Source organism: Mycobacterium sp. NGS54 (assembly GCF_059812465.1).
This window is the reverse complement of record NZ_JCALCS010000001.1, coordinates 716,549-731,992: the sequence shown is the minus strand read 5'-3', so window position 1 is coordinate 731,992 and position 15,444 is coordinate 716,549. Positions and strand designations below refer to the sequence as shown.

The following is a 15,444-nucleotide window of genomic DNA, read 5'->3' as shown; positions in this document are numbered from 1 at the left end:
CTGTGTTGGGGGGTTCTCAGGCCTTGGCCAGTTCGGGGGACGGCGTCGCCTGGCGCGCGCGTGCCGGCAGCAGCCAGGCCACGACGATCGCGGCGCCCAGCGCGATGCCCGCGCAGACCAGCGAGCTCACCCGCAGGCCGTCCAGGAAAGCGCGATCGACGACGGCGCGGACGTGGCCGGCCTGCTGGGCGGGCAGCTGTCCGATCACGGTGTGCGCGAAGGCCATCGAGTGCCGCATCGCCTCGGCGGGCAGTCCCGTCAGCGCGTTTGCCCCGAGATGTCCCGAGTACACCGACGCGAAGATGCTGCCCGCGATGGCCACGCCGAGGGTGCCGCCGAGTTCACGCGTCGTGTCGTTGACGGCCGAGCCGACGCCGGCCTTGTCGACCGACAGCGATCCCATGATGGCCTCGGTGGCCGGCGAAACGGTCAGCCCGAGACCGCCGCCGAGCATCAGCATCTGCAGGGCGATCTGGACGTAGGGCGTGGCGGCGTCGGCCGTGGACGCCCAGGCCAGTCCGCCCGCGAACACGGCGAGACCGGCGGAAACGACGGCCGTGCTGCCGACGAGTTCCACCAACCGGGGCCCCAGGATGCTGGCCAGCGCGATGGAGCCGGCGACCGGAAGCAGGCGCACGCCGGCCTGAAACGCCGTGTAGTCCTTGATGAATTGGAAGTACTGGGTAATCACGAAGATGAACCCGAAAAGCGTCAGGAACCCGGCGGTCACGGCCAGGCTGCCGCCGGAGAACCGCCGGTTGAGGAACACCGACACGTCCAGCATCGGGTGGGTGCTGCGCCGTTCCCATGCCGCGAACCCGGCGAGAACGACTGCGGCAGTTGCGAATCCGGCCGCGGTCCGGCCGTTGGTCCATCCCCAGGTGGGCCCCTCGATCACGGTGTAGACCAGCGTTGTGATTCCTACCGCGGACAGGATCAGGCCCGGTAGGTCGACGCGCGGCGCCGCGGGGTCGCGCGAGGTCGGGACGAACAGGATGCCACCGATGATGGCCAGCGCCGCGATCGGGATGTTGACCATGAAGATCGAGCCCCACCAGAAGTGCTCGAGTAGCCAGCCGCCGCTGATCGGCCCGACGGCCACCCCGACGCCGACCATGGCCGCCCACAGCCCGATCGCCTTGGCGCGGGGTACCGGGTCGGTGAAGATGTTGGTGATCAAGCCCAGCGTGGTCGGGAAGATCACGGCGGCGCCGACGCCCATCGCGGCGCGGGCGGCGATCAGCGCGTCGGCCGAATTCACCTGCGCGGCAACGGCGGAGGTGAGCGCGAACAGTGCGAGTCCGGAGTTGAGCCAGCCCCGCCTGCCGTAGCGGTCGGACAGGCTGCCGGCCGACAGCAGCAGCCCTGCCATGACCAGGGTGTAGGCGTCGACGATCCATTGCAGCTGGGCGGTGTCGGCGCCCAGCTCGCGGGACAGGGTGGGCAGCGCGACGTTGACGATGGTGGCGTCGACGCTGATGACGAAGACGCCGAGGCAGATGACGGCGAGCGCGGCGATGGGGCGGTTTCGGAAGATCGGTTCGGTGCTCATGGACAAGACGCTAAAGCCTATAGACAAATAAATCAAGTAGTGAGTTGAAAAAGATGTCGGGCGGAGGTAGAGTGGCGTGGTGGCGTCCCGCAGGATCTACAACCAGAACTGTCCGATCGCCCGTGGGCTCGACGTCGTGGGCGAGCGCTGGACGTTGCTGATCCTGCGTGAGCTGGTCGGCGGGGCGCGCCGCTACGGCGACCTGCGCGACGCGCTCCCCGGCATTGCGACCAACCTCCTGGCCGAGCGCCTCAAGGAGCTGCAAGAGGCGGGGCTCGTCGACCGCACCGACCTGCCGGCCCCGATCGGGCGCACCGTGTACACGCTGAGCGACCTGGGTTGGCAGCGGGTGCTGCCGATCCTGCAGAGCATCGCGTGGTTCGGGCTGGACCGGCTGGACCCGATCGGGGACGGCCCGACGACGCCGTTGAATGGCTTCCTGGCCGGGTTCCTGCTGGGCTTCAACTCGGGTGCGGCGGCCGGTTTGGAGGCGACGTGCCGCGCCGAGATCGACGGCCGCCGTTTCGAATTCGCGATAACGCAGGGGCGCCTGGCGGGCGCTCAGGGGCAGCCTTCGGTGATTCTCACCGCCAGCGCGGCGGACCTGGTGAACGCGCGTCTGGGGTCGAGCGAAGCCAAGCGCCGGGCGGCACTGCGGCGGGTCGAGTTCACGGGTGACCCCGAGGCGGTCGACGCGGTGCGCCGGGCGTTCGCGCTCCTCTAGACCCACTTTTCCGAAATCGTGGATTTTCGGCCCACCCTGCAATACAGTCGTATCGCCCTCGAGCTGTTTAGGCATGTCCATACGAAGGGACGGCTGTGATGAGTTTTGCGGTACTGCCACCAGATGTGACGTCCGCGCAGATGTATACCGGTGCCGGCTCGGGGCCGATGCTGGCCGCCGCGGCGAGCTGGGCCGGGTTGGGCGACGAGTTGGGGTCGGCCGCGGACTCGTTCTCCTCGGTGACCTCGGGCCTCGCGGACGGGCCCTGGCAGGGTCCGGCGTCGGCGGCCATGGCGGCCGTGGCCACCCAGTACGCGCAGTGGCTCAACGCATCGGCGGCTCAGGCCGCCGGAGCGGCGGCACAGGCCAACGCGACGGCCGAGATCTTCGAGGCGGCCAAGGCGGCGATCACGCACCCGGCGGCCGTCACCGGCAACCGCCTGCAGCTGCTGTCGCTGGTGCGCTCCAACCTCTTCGGGTTCAACGCCCCAGCGATCGCGGCCACGGAGGGCGCGTACGAGGAGATGTGGGCCCAAAACGTCGCCGCGCTGTCGGGCTATCACGGCGCGGCCTCGGCGGTGGCCGCCCGACTGGCACCGTGGCAGCAGTTGCCGTCGGCCCAGGCAACCCCGGCGACGCCACTCGGTACCCTTTTCGCCGGGTACCCCGTCGCGCAGGTCGTCACAAAAATCCAGGCCACGGTGGCTGACGAGCTGGCATACGCCGCGGGCCAAGCCGCGCTCCGGGCCGACCTCCAGCAATTGAACAACAATCTTGTCCGTCCCCTCTCGTCGATGCCCGTACCACCACCGGTGCAAAGCGTCGTACGCAGCGTGGAAGAGGGCGCCGACGCACTGGCTAGGCTGGGCAGGGCGCTTGAAGCCGAAGCCGCAGCCGACGCCATTTCGATCATCACTACCGGAGCCTTGCCAGCTCCGCCTGCTCCGCCTCCGCCGACCAGTCCGCTCCCGCCGTAGCAATCCTCACCAGGACACCGGAAGTTCGGCGAGGCCGCCGGCCAGCACGTCGGAGCGCATGGGCAGTGTCGCGGGATCGACGGTCAGGCGCATCGACGGAAATCGCGGAATCAGCTGTCCGAAAACGGTTTTCAGTTCGATGCGGGCCAGCGGGGCCCCGATGCAGTAACGCGCGCCGTGCCCGAACTTAAGGTGGGCGGTCTCCTTGCGGGCGACGTCGACGCGCCGCGGGTCGGCGAAGGCCGCGGGGTCGTGGTTGGCGGCGTCGATGTCCAGCAGCACCAGGTCGCCGGCGCGGATGGCGAGGCCGTCGATGTCGAAGTCCGTCCGCGCGTAGCGGGGAACGCCGCCGGCCCCGCCGCCGGATTCCGTCGCGCGCAGCAGCTCCTCGACGGCGTGGGGGATCAGCGCGGGATCGTCGACGAGCGCCCGCCACTGGTCGCGATGCGTCAGCAACAGCATTGTGCCCAGCCCGATTTGGACCACCGTGGTCTCGTGCCCGGCGAACAGCAGGAACATCGACATGGTGGCGGCCTCCTCGTCGGAGACGCCGTCGGTGGTGCACAGCCGCGACATCACGTCGTCGCCGGGGTGGGCGCGCTTGCGCTCGACCAGCCCGCGGCCGTAATCGAACAGCTCGGCCAGCCCGCGCTGGGAGCGGGCGTGATCGCGCACGTTGCCGGCGTCCTCCGCCCAGGCGCGGAACTGGTCGCGGTCGGAATAGGGCACCCCGAGTAGCTCGCAGATGACCAGGATTGGCAGCGGCAGCGCGAGGCGCGCGTGCAGGTCGGCCGGCGATCCCTGGGTCGCCAGGTCGTCCAGCAGGCCGACGGTCAGCGCCGCCACCCTGGGCTCCAGCGACCGCAGGTGCCGGGGCGAGAAATGGGGCTGCAGCAGTGCGCGCATCCGCGCGTGATCGGTCTCCTCGGTGTCGAAGTCGCCCAGCGGCCCACCGAACAGCGCGGAGTCCCCTGTGCGCGAGGCTATTTCGGGATTTCGGTGAGAGCGGCCGAGGCGATCGTCGTCGAGCAGCCGCCGCACCAGGGCGTAGTCGGTGACCAGCCAGGCCTCGTGGCCGACCGGCGTGCGCACCGGACGGATGGATGTCATGGCGCCACCTTGTATAGGGCAAGTTATACAAGATTACTTGTACACTATCCTCTAGACAAGAGGAGTCTGAGATGACGGTGATCCGGTCCGAGTCGACCCGGCGGATGCCCCGCGCCCAGCGGCGGGAACAGATCCTCGAGGCCGCCACGCGCGCCTTCGCCCGCGGCGGCTTCGCGAACACGGGGCTCGACGCCATCGCCGCGGAGGCCGGTGTCACCCCGGTGATCCTGTACCGGCACTTCGCCTCGAAGGCCGACCTGTATCGGGAGGTCATCGAGAGCGGTCACGCGCGGCTTCGCGAGGCCACCGGCCCGGACGACTTCGACGACGCCAGCATCCCCGCGCTAATCCGTGCCGCCGCAGCGGATCCGGACACCTTCCGGCTGCTCTACCGCCATGCCGCACGCGAAGCCGACTTCCGCGACGTCATCGACACCCTCGTCGAGCGTTCGGCCGACATCACCCGCCGCCACCTCGAGGGCATCGCCGACGACGGTTGGCGCAACTGGGCGGCGCGGCTGCTGCCCGCCATGACGATCGACGCCGTCATCGCCTGGCTGGACGCCGGTCAGCCCGACCCCGATCAAGCCGCCGCCCGAATCCGCAGCGTCGTCGACGCCGTGATCCAGGCCGCATCGGGCGCTAGTCGAGCAGGGCGTCGATCCAGGCCTGGGCGATGAACTTGCCGTAGCGGGTGGCCGACCAGCCGCGTTCGAGGACGAGAAGCTCGTAGAGCTCGGGCGCGTGGTACGTCCACAGGATGTCGCGCGCCTGGGTGGCGCTGACCCGAAGCTGTCCGGTGCCGGCGAGGCCGGCGGCGAACATCGTCATGGCCGTGAGGGTTTCGTGCCGGATCTGCTTCCAGACTTCCGCGGCGTCGGGCGACGACGCGGCGCCATCGCGGGCCAGCAGCTGGACCGGGGCGCTGCGCGGCATGGTGGCGGCCAGGTGCTTGGCGTAGAGCTCGAGCTTGCGGGCGGCCTCGGGGGCGTCGCGCACCTTCTGGATGACGTCGCGCTCGGCCATCGGGAGCGGTTCGTCGTCGCCGGCGACGGACACGTCGAAGAGCGCCTTGAGCACCCCCGCCTTGGTCGCGAAGGCCTTGTACACCGTCTCGACCGACACGCCGGCGTCGCGCGCGATCTCGGCGATGGTCGTCGCGGCGTAGCCCTGCGCCAGGAAGCGCTGGCGGGCGGACGTGAGCACCGCGTGCCGATTCTGTTGGGCCTGTTGGCGCCGACGGGACGAGTCGTAGCGGCGCGGCGGCTTGCCCTTGACAGATCCCATAATTCAGTACATGCTCCTGTATCGATTACTGTTTACTGTATTAAAGAATAGAGAACCGACATGACAACCGCGACCCGCCCCGCCGCCAGCTTGGCGGACGGCGACCATCCCACGGCGGTAGCGCGCGCCCTGGCACCCGAAATCACGCGGCGCGCCGACGAGGCTGAGGCACTCGGGACGCTGCCGCTCGATCTCGTCGGGCGGCTGCGCGCGGCCGGTGTCTTCCGGGCCGTGCAGCCGCGCGCGCTCGGCGGATTCGAGCTGGCCCCCGCCGAGTTCATCGGGATGATCGAGGAATTGGCGCGCGCCGACGGGTCGACGGGCTGGATCGCGACCATCGGCGCCGGCGCGCCGGCGTTCGCCGCCTGGCTCGAGCCGGCCGTCGCCGAAGACCTGTTCGGTTCGAACGCCGACTTCTTGGCGGCCACCGTGTTCTCCCCCACCGGGCGTGCCGTTCCCGACGGCGGGGGCCGGTTCGCCGTCGACGGCCGATGGCCGTTCGCCAGCGGTTGCCGGCACGCCGAATGGTTGCTGACGGGGATGTTCGTGTTCGACGGCTTCGACAGTCCGGCGCCGCGGATGATTGCGGGGCAGGGCCCGGACTGGCGCCTCGGGTTCTTCCCCCGCGCCGACGCCGAAATCGTGGACAACTGGGACGTTTTGGGGTTGCGGGCCACCGGCAGCAACGACGTGGTGGCCCGGGGCCTGAGCCTCGCCGAGGAACACACCATCGCCCCGTTCTTCCGGCCGGCCCGGCACGACGGGCCGCTGTGGCGGCTGCCGTTCTTCACGATGGTGGGGGTGGCGCTTGTCGGTGTCCCGCTAGGGATCGCGCGGCGCGCGCTCGACGAATTCGCCGACCTCGCGACGACGAAGGCGCGGGCCGGTACGTTCGAGCCGCTCGCCCAGGACCCCGTCGCGCAGGTCGAGTTCGCCGGTGCGGAGGCGGGTTTGCGGTCGGCGCGGGCGTTCGTTCTCGACGAGGCCGCCGCCCTGTGGGACACCGCCCTTGCCGGGGACGCACCGTCGCTGGAGCAGCGCGCTCGTTTCCAGCTCGCCGCCCAGCAGGCGATGCGTGCGGCGCGCCAGGCGGTCGACACGACGTTCGGCCTGACCGGCGCGGGTGCGGTGCACGCGGACCATCCGCTGCAGCGATGCTTTCGGGATCTGCACACCGTCGGCCAGCACGTGTACTTCAGCCCGTCCGCGCTGAAGCGCTACGCCAACGCCCGATTCGGTATCAGCCAGCCGACCCACATGATGTGACACCGAGGAGCCATTAAGCTGGCTGCCGTGGAAACCCCCCCGTCCCGGCCCGTGCTGGTGGTCGACTTCGGCGCGCAGTACGCGCAGCTGATCGCCCGCCGGGTCCGCGAGGCGCGGGTGTTCTCCGAGGTCATCCCGCACACCGCCACGGTCGAGGAGATCAAGGCCCGTGACCCGGTGGCGATCGTGCTGTCCGGGGGACCGGCCAGCGTCTACGCCGACGGCGCCCCGCAGCTAGACCCGGCGCTGTTCGACCTCGGGCTGCCGGTGTTCGGCATCTGCTACGGGTTTCAGGCCATGGCGCAGGCCCTGGGCGGCACGGTCGCCCACACCGGCACCAGCGAGTACGGCCGAACCGAGCTGAAAGTCATTGGTGGCGAACTGCATTCGGGCCTGCCCGACGTCCAGCCGGTCTGGATGAGCCACGGCGACGCGGTCACCGCCCCGCCGGACGGGTTCGACGTGGTGGCCAGCAGCGCGGGCGCCGCGGTGGCCGCCTTCGAGAACCGGGCCCGGCGCCTGGCCGGGGTGCAGTACCACCCGGAGGTGATGCACACCCCGCATGGGCAGCAGGTGCTCAGCCGGTTCCTGCACGACTTCGCCGGACTGGGCGCGGAATGGACGCCCGCCAACATCGCCGACGCGCTCGTCGAGCAGGTGCGCGCCCAGATCGCCGACGGCCACGCCATCTGCGGGCTGTCCGGCGGGGTGGATTCGGCGGTGGCCGCGGCGCTGGTGCAGCGCGCCATCGGTGACCGACTGACCTGTGTGTTCGTCGACCACGGGTTGCTGCGCGCCGGCGAGCGCGACCAGGTGCAGCGCGACTTCGTCGCCGCCACCGGCGCCAACCTGGTCACCGTCGACGCCGCGGGCACCTTCCTGCAGGCGCTGTCGGGCGTGACCAACCCCGAAGGCAAGCGCAAGATCATCGGCCGCCAGTTCATCCGGGCGTTCGAGGGCGCGGTGCGAGAGATTGTGGGAGACAGCGGGTCTGAGGTCGAGTTCCTGGTGCAGGGCACGCTGTATCCCGACGTCGTGGAGTCCGGCGGGGGCAGCGGCACCGCGAACATCAAGAGCCACCACAACGTCGGCGGCCTGCCGGACGACCTGAAGTTCAAGCTCGTCGAGCCGCTGCGGCTGCTGTTCAAGGACGAGGTGCGCGCGGTGGGGCGCGAGCTGGGCCTGCCGGAGGAAATCGTTGCGCGCCAACCGTTCCCGGGACCGGGACTGGGCATCCGGATCGTCGGCGAGGTCACCGCGCAGCGGCTGGACACGTTGCGGCGCGCCGACTCTATCGCGCGCGAGGAGCTCACCGCCGCCGGCCTGGACAAGCAGATCTGGCAGTGCCCGGTGGTGCTGCTTGGCGACGTCCGCTCGGTCGGAGTGCAGGGCGACAACCGGACCTACGGCCACCCGATCGTGCTGCGGCCCGTGTCCAGCGAAGACGCCATGACCGCCGACTGGACCCGGGTGCCCTACGAGGTGCTGGAGCGCATCTCGACCCGGATCACCAACGAGGTGGCCGAGGTCAACCGCGTGGTGCTGGACATCACCAGCAAGCCGCCCGGCACCATCGAGTGGGAGTAGCTACTCGACGAATTCGCGCCTGCCATAAGCGATCGTGGCGGCGTCCCAGTTCCCGCCGGCCTCGCCGACGAGTCGTCGGGCGATGTCTCGATCGTCGTTTCCTGCGACCAGGATCAGGGTGTGGTCGGTCGTGGTGACGGATCCGCCGCGGATGCGGTCGCGGGCGACCGCGTCGGCCGCCAGCGCATCCCCGAAGCGGGCGATGTCGACATCCGGCACGGCGATGATGATCGCGTCCTCTTCCGGTGCGGGCTCGTAGTCGAAGGTCAGCACCGCTTCCTGGTTGAACTGGCGGCGCAGCGCCTCGGCGGCGGCGTGCACCGAGCCGTCGCCGGCGCACAGGTGAAATTCGCGCGAGCTCTCCCGGGTGTTCCGGTGCAGCGCGCTCGACCAGTACACCCCGTCGAGCGGGGTCGATCCCGTCACCGCCGCGCCGCTTGACGCGATCGTCACGGTGGCCTGCGCCTCGAACAGGGGATCGGCGTTGTCGGTGGCGAACAGCCCGCCGGCCGGCAGGGCGCGGCCGCGCTCGGCGCGGGAAAAGTGCAGCAAAAAAGCACCATCAGCCACACCAGCAACGACCGCATAAAGCAGCCTCTCACGTTTCTTGACGGTTGTCGGAGGGTGGGTGTTTACTCCCAATGTATCGAACATACATTCGAACAGGAGGCAGTCATGACCGCGGCTTTGGCCTCCGAAAACCGCGCTGAGCAGCTGAAATCTCTGCGCAGGCGGATGGCTGAGATGTCTGGGCGAGCCCCCGCCGAAGACCTGCTGCCGGATTCGGAATCCGTGGTGGCGCTCCCGCGGTGGCTGGCGGAGTCGCTGCCGGTGCCGTTGCTGCGCGGAACGGTGGCGGTGTGCTCGGGGGCCCGGTCGCTGCTGCTGAGCATGGTGGCCGCGGTGACGGCGGCCGGGGGCAACGTGGCCATCGTCGGTCAGCCGGACATCGGGCTGCTGGCCGCGGCGGAGATGGGGGCGGACCTGAGCCGGCTCGCGGTGATACCGGATCCCGGAACCGATCCGGTCGAGGTGGCCGCGGTGCTCATCGACGGCATGGACCTGGTGGTGCTCGGCCTGGGCGGGCGGCAGGTGCCGCACACCCGGGCGCGGGCGGTGGTGGCGCGGGCCCGCAGCAAGGGGTGCACCCTGCTGGTCACCGACGGCGACTGGCAGGGGGCGCCGACGCGGCTCGCGGCCCGGGTCTGCGGCTATGAGATCACGGCGAACGGTCGCCCGGGATTCGGCCGGATCAGCAGGGTGCGGCTACAGGTCAGCGGGGTGTGCGCGGGCAGGCGGGTGGTCGGCCGGGCGCGAGCCGGGTGACTCCCGTGGCATCCCGGGCCCTGGCGATCTGGTGCATGGACTGGCCCGCGGTCGCGGTGTCGGCGGCGGCGGACCTGCCCGCGACGGCCCCGATCGCGGTCACGCTGGCCAACCGGGTGATCGCCTGCTCGTCGGCCGCCCGCGCGGCGGGGGTACGGCGCGGGCTGCGGCGACGGGAGGCGGCGGCGCGGTGTCCGCAGCTGCACGTCGCGCCGGCCGACGCCGACCGCGACGCCCGCTTCTTCGAACCGGTGATCGCCGCGGTGGACGACCTGGTGCCCCGCGCCGAGGTGCTGCGGCCCGGGCTCCTGGTGCTGCCGGTGCGCGGGGCGGCCCGCTACTTCGGGTCCGAGGAGCAGGCCGCCGAGCGGCTGATCGACGCGGTGGCCGCCGCCGGCGCCGAGTGCCAGGTGGGGATCGCCGACCAGTTGTCCACCGCGGTGTTCGCCGCCCGCGCGGGCCGGATCGTGGAGCCCGGGGGAGACGCGAAGTTTCTGTCGGTGCTGTCGATCCGGCAGCTCGCCACCGAGCCGAGCCTGTCCGGTCCCGGGCGAGAAGACCTGACGGATCTGTTGTGGCGGATGGGGATTCGCACCATCGGGCAGTTTGCCGCGCTGTCCCGGACCGACGTGGCCTCCCGGTTCGGCGCCGACGGCGTCGCCGCGCACCGGTTCGCCCGCGGCGAACCCGAGCGTGGACCGTCCGGGCGCGAGCCGCCGCCGGAACTCGAGGCCGTGCTGGATTGCGACCCGCCGATCGATCGCGTCGATGCCGCGGCCTTCGCCGGGCGCTTCCTGGCCGGCACGTTGCACCAGGCGCTGGTGGCCGCGGGGGTGGGCTGCACCCGGCTGGCCATCCACGCCGTCACCGCCAACGGCGAAGAGCTGCAACGGGTATGGCGGTGCGCCGAGCCGTTGACCGAGGACGCCACCGCCGACCGGGTGCGCTGGCAGCTGGACGGGTGGCTGAGCAGCCGGACCGCGCGCGACCCCCGTCCCACCGCGCCGGTGACGCTGTTGCGGCTGCAGGCGGTGGAGGTGGTGTCCGCCGAGGCGCTGCAGTTGCCGCTGTGGGGTGGGCTCGGCGAGGAGGACAGGCTGCGGGCCCGCCGGGCGCTGGTGCGGGTGCAGGGCCTGCTCGGCCCGGAGGCGGTGCGGGTGCCGGTGCTGTCCGGCGGCCGGGGGCCGGCCGAACGCATCACGCTGACCCCGCTGGGCGACGAGCCGGTGCCGCACGCCGACCCGGGACCGCCGTGGCCCGGTCAACTGCCCGAGCCGTCGCCGGCGGTGCTGCTGGACGACCCGGTGGATCTGCTTGACTTCCAAGGGAACCCGGTACGGGTGACCGCCCGGGGGATGTTCTCGGCCGACCCCGCCCATCTGACGTTGCGCGGCCGGGACGAGGGGCTGCGCTGGTGGGCCGGGCCGTGGCCGGTCGACGAGCGGTGGTGGGACGACCGGCCGGCGGCCGGAAAAGGGCGTAGCCGCGCCGCCCGCGCCCAGGTCCTGCTGGAGGACGAGCGGGCGTTCCTGCTGTGCTACCGCCAGCGGCGCTGGTATTTGGAGGGGGCCTACGAGTAGCGCTGCGACTCAACGCGTTCAAGCCTTTCGGTACCGTGGTAGTTGACGTTATTCGAGTGTTCGGCGAAGGAGTATGGATGGCGGCTGAAATCGGCCGGCAGGTCGACGTCGTCCTCGCACGAGGAACGGGCGCCGTCCTGGAAGCGGCGCATGCGACGGCGCTCCACCTGAGCCGGATGGTCGGTGCGGTGTCCGAGGCCGCGTCGAGGGCCGTATCCAAAGTCGGCAGCGAGGCCGGTGACTTGGTTTGGTCTTACCGGCATGTCGTCGGCAACCGCCACCCGGCCTCGAGCCGGCCCGACAACCTGATCGACATCCGTACGGTCAGGCGAGCCCGTGCGCGAACGGCGCGACCCGTTCGATGAAGTCCTCGAAGAATTCCGCGGCGTCCACGTCAACACCGATCAGGGCGTTGGCTTTTCGCTCGCCCGACCAATCGGGCGTCGTCACGCCCCGGATCGGGGTGTCGGTCAGCTCGATGTCCACCGTCGCCGTCCGGGTCGTGATCAGCCGCGGGTCCAGCGCCGCGGCGGCGGCCAGCGGGTCGTGCATGTACGCGACGTAGCCGTGCCCGCGGGTGTCGTGGGATTCGAAGTAGAACCGCATCGCGTCCTCGATCACCGGAATCAAGGGGGAGGGGCCGGACGCGTCCGCGAGCCGGGCGAGGATCTCCGGTGTCATCGCCACGCGGCGGGTGAGGTCCAGGCCGCAGACGATCGGAAGTCGTTGCTGCCCAGCCCAGCCGGCGAACACCTCGGTGGCCGCCTCGGGATCCACCCGGATGTTCCATTCGGCCATCGGGTTAGCGTCACCACCGAACGAGCCGCCCATGATCACCAGCCGGCGCAGCAGCGTGGGCAGCGCGGGCTCGGCGCGCAACGCCAGCGCCAGGTTGGTCAGCGGGCCGGTGACCAGGCCGACGAGCTCGCCAGGACGGGCGTGCGCCGCGGACACCCACGCCGCGGTGGCGTCGTGGCCGGTGAGCCGCCGGTCGGTGCGGGGGAGCTCGGCGTAGCCCAAACCCTTGGGGCCGTGGAACTTCGAGTGATGCGGCCAGTGTCCGCGCAGCGGCTCGTCAGCGCCCTTGGATACGGGTATGGCTGGGGCCCGGCACAATTCGAGCAGACCCAGGTTGTTTTCGCAGACCTGCTCCACGTGGATGTTGCCGCCGGTCGAGGCGATGCCCACCACCTCGGCGTCGGCGCTGGCCAGCAGGTAGATCAGCGCCATCGCGTCGTCGATGCCGGTGTCGACGTCGACGAAGATGGCAGTCATCCCGGCGATTCTAGGGCCAGGCCGACGCGAACGTGATCACCAGGACGTCACGCTGTGCCGGACCGGAGCCGTCGATCGGCCGGATCGGCGACACGCCGTGCAGGGTGCGACGGTCGTCGCCCAGCATCAGCGTCCCGGGTTCGGCCAGCGTCGTCGCCAGCAACTGCCGACCCTGCAGGTCGCACACCGTGCTCTCGCCGCCGATGGCGTTGCGCCGCCCGATCAGGAGCGAGCTGACCAGGGTGACGCCGTCGCGGTGCAGGCCCTCTGGCGTGGGGCTGCCGTCGTCGCCCCCGTTACATCGGATGCGGAACGGGTGCACCTTGACGTTCCAGTCGGCCACGTCGTCCAGGGCGCCGGCCACCCGCGCCAGCAGCTTGATCACCTTGTGCAGCAACGGATCCGCGGTGAACGCAGCGGTCAGCGGCTCGAACTCGCGATCCTTACCGATGTAGAGCGGGTTGGAGTCCTGCGGCTGCACGAACGCGAGCTTGGGCATCGGGCGCAGCGCCCCGTCGCGCAACGAGTACTGGCCGTAACGGCGCAGCCGGCGCACGCCCAGCTCCGCCGCGTACGGGTCGGGCGCCAGCTGCCGCCAGTGCCGGGCGAACCGGGTCCATTCCTCGCGGCCCACCTCGAGGCTTCGCGTCACGTCGAACGAGGGCAGCACGGCGACGCCGGTCGTCGCGACCTGCCGGGCCGCGGCGGCCACCGCGTCGGCGTCCGTCCACTTTTCGCACAGGACCATCGCGCCGGGATACCGCAATTCGGTCGGGCTAAACCCTCGGGGTGTTTACCAGTGCACGCCCGGTACCAACCGCACCAGGCGCTTGACCGGTCGCGGCGTCCGGATCCCACCGGTGACGGCGCGGGACGGGCGCCTGGGCCGGCGGTTCGGTGTCGGCGCCTCCGCGGGTAGTCCGCGCGCCGCGGCGGAATCGGGGTAACCCAGGTACAGCTGATGCAGGATGCGCCGCGACGTCCTCGGCGCGAAGTAGTTGCCGGCCTCGGCCAGCGTCCCCAGCGGGGTGTCGATGCGGGCCGGCTTGTCGACCAGGCCGCGCACCACCATCGCCGCCGCGCGCTCGGGGCTGATCGCGGGCACCGGGTTGAGCCGGTGCGACGGCGCGATCATGGGCGTGCGGACCAGCGGCATGTGGATGTTGGTGAACGTGATGTGGTCCGACAGCGTCTCCGACCCGACGACGTCGGCGAACGCGTCCAGCGCCGCCTTGCTCGGCAGGTACGAGCTGTATTTCGGGTTGCGGGCCTGCACGCCGGCGCTGGAGACGTTGACGACGTGGCCGAACCGGCGCTCGCGCCAGTGCGGCAGCAGCGCCAGCACCATCCGCACCGCGCCGAAGTAGTTGACCGCCATCACCCGCTCGTAGTCATGCAGCCGGTCGGTGGAGTTGACCACCGAGCGGCGGATCGACCGGCCGGCATTGTTGACCAGGTAGTCGACGTGGTCGAAGCGGCCCAGGATGTCCTTAATGGTGTGCTCGACCGACGCGGAATCGGTGACGTCGCAGGCGAACGCATGCGCCTGCCCGCCGCCCGCGCGGATCTCGGCGACCAGCGCATCGAGCGCGTCGGCGTTGCGGGCCAGCGCGAAAACCGTTGCGCCCCTTTCCGCGACGGCGAGGGCCGACGCGCGCCCGATGCCGCTGGACGCACCGGTGATGATGACGTGCCGGCCCCGCAAGGGGCCCTTCGGGTCGTCGCGTCGTGCGCGGTCGGGGTCGAGGTGCTCGGCCCAGTACCACCACAGCTCGGGCGCGTAGCTGGCAAAGTCCGGGACTTCGATGCCGGTGCCCCGCAGCGCTTCTCGCGTCTGGTCGCTGACGAACGTGGGCTTCAGGTCGATGACGTCGAAGATCTCGGCGGGGATGCCCAGCTGGGTGGCCGCCATGTTGCGCAGCACCCGGGCCCGCCCGCGCACCTTGAGCACCGGCGCGGCGACCGAGCCGGGCAGCGACCCGCGCATCGGCGGCAGCCCGGCCGCCTTGGCAACGCCGCGGTAAATGCCGCGCAGCCCAATGGTTTTGGGAGAGGTGAGGTGGAAGGTGCGGCCGTCGTACCCGTCGGCGTGGGCGAGCGCGACGAGCGCGTCAACGACGTAGTCGACCGGGACGATGTTGGTGCGCCCGGTGTCGGGCAGCAGGATCGGGGTGAAGTTGGGCAGCACCGCCAGCTTGGCGAGCACGCCGAAGAAGTGGTAGGGCCCCTCGATCTTGTCCATCTCGCCGGTGACCGAGTCGCCCACCACGACCGCGGGGCGGTAGACGCGGTAGCGCAGCCCGGGTTTCGACCGCACCAGCGCCTCGGCCTCGAACGTCGTCCGGTGATAGGAGCTCGGCAGCCGCTGGCCGACGTCGAAGTCGTCCTCGGTGTACTCGCCGCGGAAGTCGCCCGCCACGGCGATCGACGACACATGGTGCAGCGTGGCGTCCAGCCGGCGCGCCAGCTCGATGACCGCGCGCGTGCCGCCGGCGTCGACCCCCGCGCAGTGCACGAGGTGATCGACGTGGCCCAGCTCGGCCAGCGTCTCGTCGGTCAGGTCGAGCTCGGGCAGCTCGCCGACCAGCGGCTTGACCCGCTCGCCCCAATCGGTGGCCAGGCGCTCGAACCGCCCCAGCGACCGGCGCCGAGCTAGCACCCACACCTCGGCATCGGGTTCGGTGGCTAGCAGACGAGAGACGACGCGGCGACCGATAAACCCGGTACCGCCGGTAACGACATACCGCATTGGGCCATGGT

General features: G+C 70.9%; 14 protein-coding genes and 1 pseudogene. 7 read left to right on the top strand and 8 right to left on the bottom strand.

Features of this window, described 5'->3' with window-relative positions; genetic code table 11:
- Positions 1 to 16: 16 nt before the first annotated feature.
- Positions 17 to 1,552 (bottom strand): MFS transporter, encoded by a 1,536-nt coding sequence (locus AC5Y5E_RS03580; RefSeq protein ID WP_499901583.1) that lies wholly within the window; start codon positions 1,550 to 1,552, stop codon positions 17 to 19.
- 79 nt (positions 1,553 to 1,631) lie between these two features.
- Here AC5Y5E_RS03580 and AC5Y5E_RS03575 point away from each other — a divergent pair, with 79 nt between their 5' ends.
- Both AC5Y5E_RS03575 and AC5Y5E_RS03570 read left to right on the top strand, forming a co-directional pair.
- A complete protein-coding gene (locus tag AC5Y5E_RS03575; protein WP_499901582.1) occupies positions 1,632 to 2,276 on the top strand; it encodes a winged helix-turn-helix transcriptional regulator in 645 nt (214 codons plus the stop codon).
- 98 nt (positions 2,277 to 2,374) lie between these two features.
- Positions 2,375 to 2,938 (top strand): annotated as a pseudogene (locus tag AC5Y5E_RS03570) (PPE family protein); the annotation flags it as partial.
- A gap of 321 nt (positions 2,939 to 3,259) precedes the next feature.
- Here the strand turns inward: AC5Y5E_RS03570 and AC5Y5E_RS03565 are convergent.
- Entirely contained in the window at positions 3,260 to 4,363 is a 1,104-nt protein-coding gene (locus AC5Y5E_RS03565; protein WP_499901581.1) for a cytochrome P450, read from the bottom strand.
- Positions 4,364 to 4,434: 71 nt separating this feature from the next.
- Between AC5Y5E_RS03565 and AC5Y5E_RS03560 the strand changes: the two genes are divergently transcribed.
- Positions 4,435 to 5,043, top strand: coding sequence for a TetR/AcrR family transcriptional regulator (locus AC5Y5E_RS03560; RefSeq protein ID WP_499901580.1), 609 nt, complete (start codon positions 4,435 to 4,437; stop codon positions 5,041 to 5,043).
- Here the strand turns inward: AC5Y5E_RS03560 and AC5Y5E_RS03555 are convergent.
- Positions 5,006 to 5,650: a TetR/AcrR family transcriptional regulator gene (locus AC5Y5E_RS03555; protein WP_499901579.1), complete on the bottom strand. Its 645-nt coding sequence runs from the start codon at positions 5,648 to 5,650 to the stop codon at positions 5,006 to 5,008. The two genes, AC5Y5E_RS03560 and AC5Y5E_RS03555, sit on opposite strands and share 38 nt — an antisense overlap.
- 60 nt (positions 5,651 to 5,710) lie before the next feature.
- Here AC5Y5E_RS03555 and AC5Y5E_RS03550 point away from each other — a divergent pair, with 60 nt between their 5' ends.
- Complete coding sequence (locus AC5Y5E_RS03550) at positions 5,711 to 6,916, top strand: acyl-CoA dehydrogenase family protein (protein ID WP_499901578.1); 1,206 nt, start codon at positions 5,711 to 5,713, stop codon at positions 6,914 to 6,916.
- A gap of 27 nt (positions 6,917 to 6,943) precedes the next feature.
- Positions 6,944 to 8,503 carry a glutamine-hydrolyzing GMP synthase gene (guaA, locus tag AC5Y5E_RS03545; protein ID WP_499901577.1) on the top strand — a complete coding sequence of 520 codons (1,560 nt, stop codon included), beginning with the start codon at positions 6,944 to 6,946 and terminating at the stop codon, positions 8,501 to 8,503.
- Here the strand turns inward: guaA and AC5Y5E_RS03540 are convergent, their stop codons facing one another.
- Positions 8,504 to 9,055, bottom strand: coding sequence for a hypothetical protein (locus AC5Y5E_RS03540; protein WP_499901576.1), 552 nt, complete (start codon positions 9,053 to 9,055; stop codon positions 8,504 to 8,506). It lies immediately after the preceding gene.
- Positions 9,056 to 9,178: 123 nt separating this feature from the next.
- On the opposite strand from AC5Y5E_RS03540, the gene imuA' reads away from it, so the two are divergent.
- Together imuA' and AC5Y5E_RS03530 are read left to right on the top strand one after the other, a co-directional pair.
- On the top strand, positions 9,179 to 9,829 hold the full coding sequence (imuA', locus tag AC5Y5E_RS03535) for a DnaE2-dependent mutagenesis accessory factor ImuA' (protein WP_499901575.1): 651 nt from the start codon (positions 9,179 to 9,181) through the stop codon (positions 9,827 to 9,829).
- 35 nt (positions 9,830 to 9,864) lie between these two features.
- Positions 9,865 to 11,409, top strand: coding sequence for a DNA polymerase Y family protein (locus AC5Y5E_RS03530; RefSeq protein ID WP_499901870.1), 1,545 nt, complete (start codon positions 9,865 to 9,867; stop codon positions 11,407 to 11,409).
- Here AC5Y5E_RS03530 and AC5Y5E_RS03525 read toward each other — a convergent pair.
- The 4 genes from AC5Y5E_RS03525 to AC5Y5E_RS03510 are packed head-to-tail and all read right to left on the bottom strand — an operon-like array spanning position 11,400 to position 15,433.
- Complete coding sequence (locus AC5Y5E_RS03525) at positions 11,400 to 11,690, bottom strand: hypothetical protein (RefSeq protein ID WP_499901574.1); 291 nt, start codon at positions 11,688 to 11,690, stop codon at positions 11,400 to 11,402. The two genes, AC5Y5E_RS03530 and AC5Y5E_RS03525, sit on opposite strands and share 10 nt — an antisense overlap.
- Positions 11,691 to 11,733: 43 nt before the next feature.
- Complete coding sequence (locus AC5Y5E_RS03520; RefSeq protein WP_499901573.1) at positions 11,734 to 12,684, bottom strand: nucleoside hydrolase; 951 nt, start codon at positions 12,682 to 12,684, stop codon at positions 11,734 to 11,736.
- A gap of 10 nt (positions 12,685 to 12,694) precedes the next feature.
- A complete protein-coding gene (locus tag AC5Y5E_RS03515) occupies positions 12,695 to 13,432 on the bottom strand; it encodes a 2OG-Fe dioxygenase family protein (protein ID WP_499901572.1) in 738 nt (245 codons plus the stop codon).
- A 45-nt stretch (positions 13,433 to 13,477) separates the two neighbouring features.
- Positions 13,478 to 15,433 (bottom strand): SDR family oxidoreductase, encoded by a 1,956-nt coding sequence (locus AC5Y5E_RS03510; RefSeq protein ID WP_499901571.1) that lies wholly within the window; start codon positions 15,431 to 15,433, stop codon positions 13,478 to 13,480.
- Positions 15,434 to 15,444: the final 11 nt, after the last annotated feature.

What these genes read in the sequence shown, in the direction of transcription:
- AC5Y5E_RS03580 (WP_499901583.1), bottom strand. Translation starts at nt 1,552, where the DNA reads ATGAGCACCGAACCGATCTTCCGAAACCGCCCCATCGCCGCGCTCGCC.
- AC5Y5E_RS03550 (WP_499901578.1), top strand. Translation starts at nt 5,711, where the DNA reads ATGACAACCGCGACCCGCCCCGCCGCCAGCTTGGCGGACGGCGACCAT.
- AC5Y5E_RS03560 (WP_499901580.1), top strand. Translation starts at nt 4,435, where the DNA reads ATGACGGTGATCCGGTCCGAGTCGACCCGGCGGATGCCCCGCGCCCAG.
- AC5Y5E_RS03515 (WP_499901572.1), bottom strand. Translation starts at nt 13,432, where the DNA reads ATGGTCCTGTGCGAAAAGTGGACGGACGCCGACGCGGTGGCCGCCGCG.
- AC5Y5E_RS03555 (WP_499901579.1), bottom strand. Translation starts at nt 5,650, where the DNA reads ATGGGATCTGTCAAGGGCAAGCCGCCGCGCCGCTACGACTCGTCCCGT.
- AC5Y5E_RS03530 (WP_499901870.1), top strand. Translation starts at nt 9,865, where the DNA reads ATGGACTGGCCCGCGGTCGCGGTGTCGGCGGCGGCGGACCTGCCCGCG.
- AC5Y5E_RS03565 (WP_499901581.1), bottom strand. Translation starts at nt 4,363, where the DNA reads ATGACATCCATCCGTCCGGTGCGCACGCCGGTCGGCCACGAGGCCTGG.
- AC5Y5E_RS03510 (WP_499901571.1), bottom strand. Translation starts at nt 15,433, where the DNA reads ATGCGGTATGTCGTTACCGGCGGTACCGGGTTTATCGGTCGCCGCGTC.
- AC5Y5E_RS03520 (WP_499901573.1), bottom strand. Translation starts at nt 12,684, where the DNA reads ATGACTGCCATCTTCGTCGACGTCGACACCGGCATCGACGACGCGATG.
- imuA' (WP_499901575.1), top strand. Translation starts at nt 9,179, where the DNA reads ATGACCGCGGCTTTGGCCTCCGAAAACCGCGCTGAGCAGCTGAAATCT.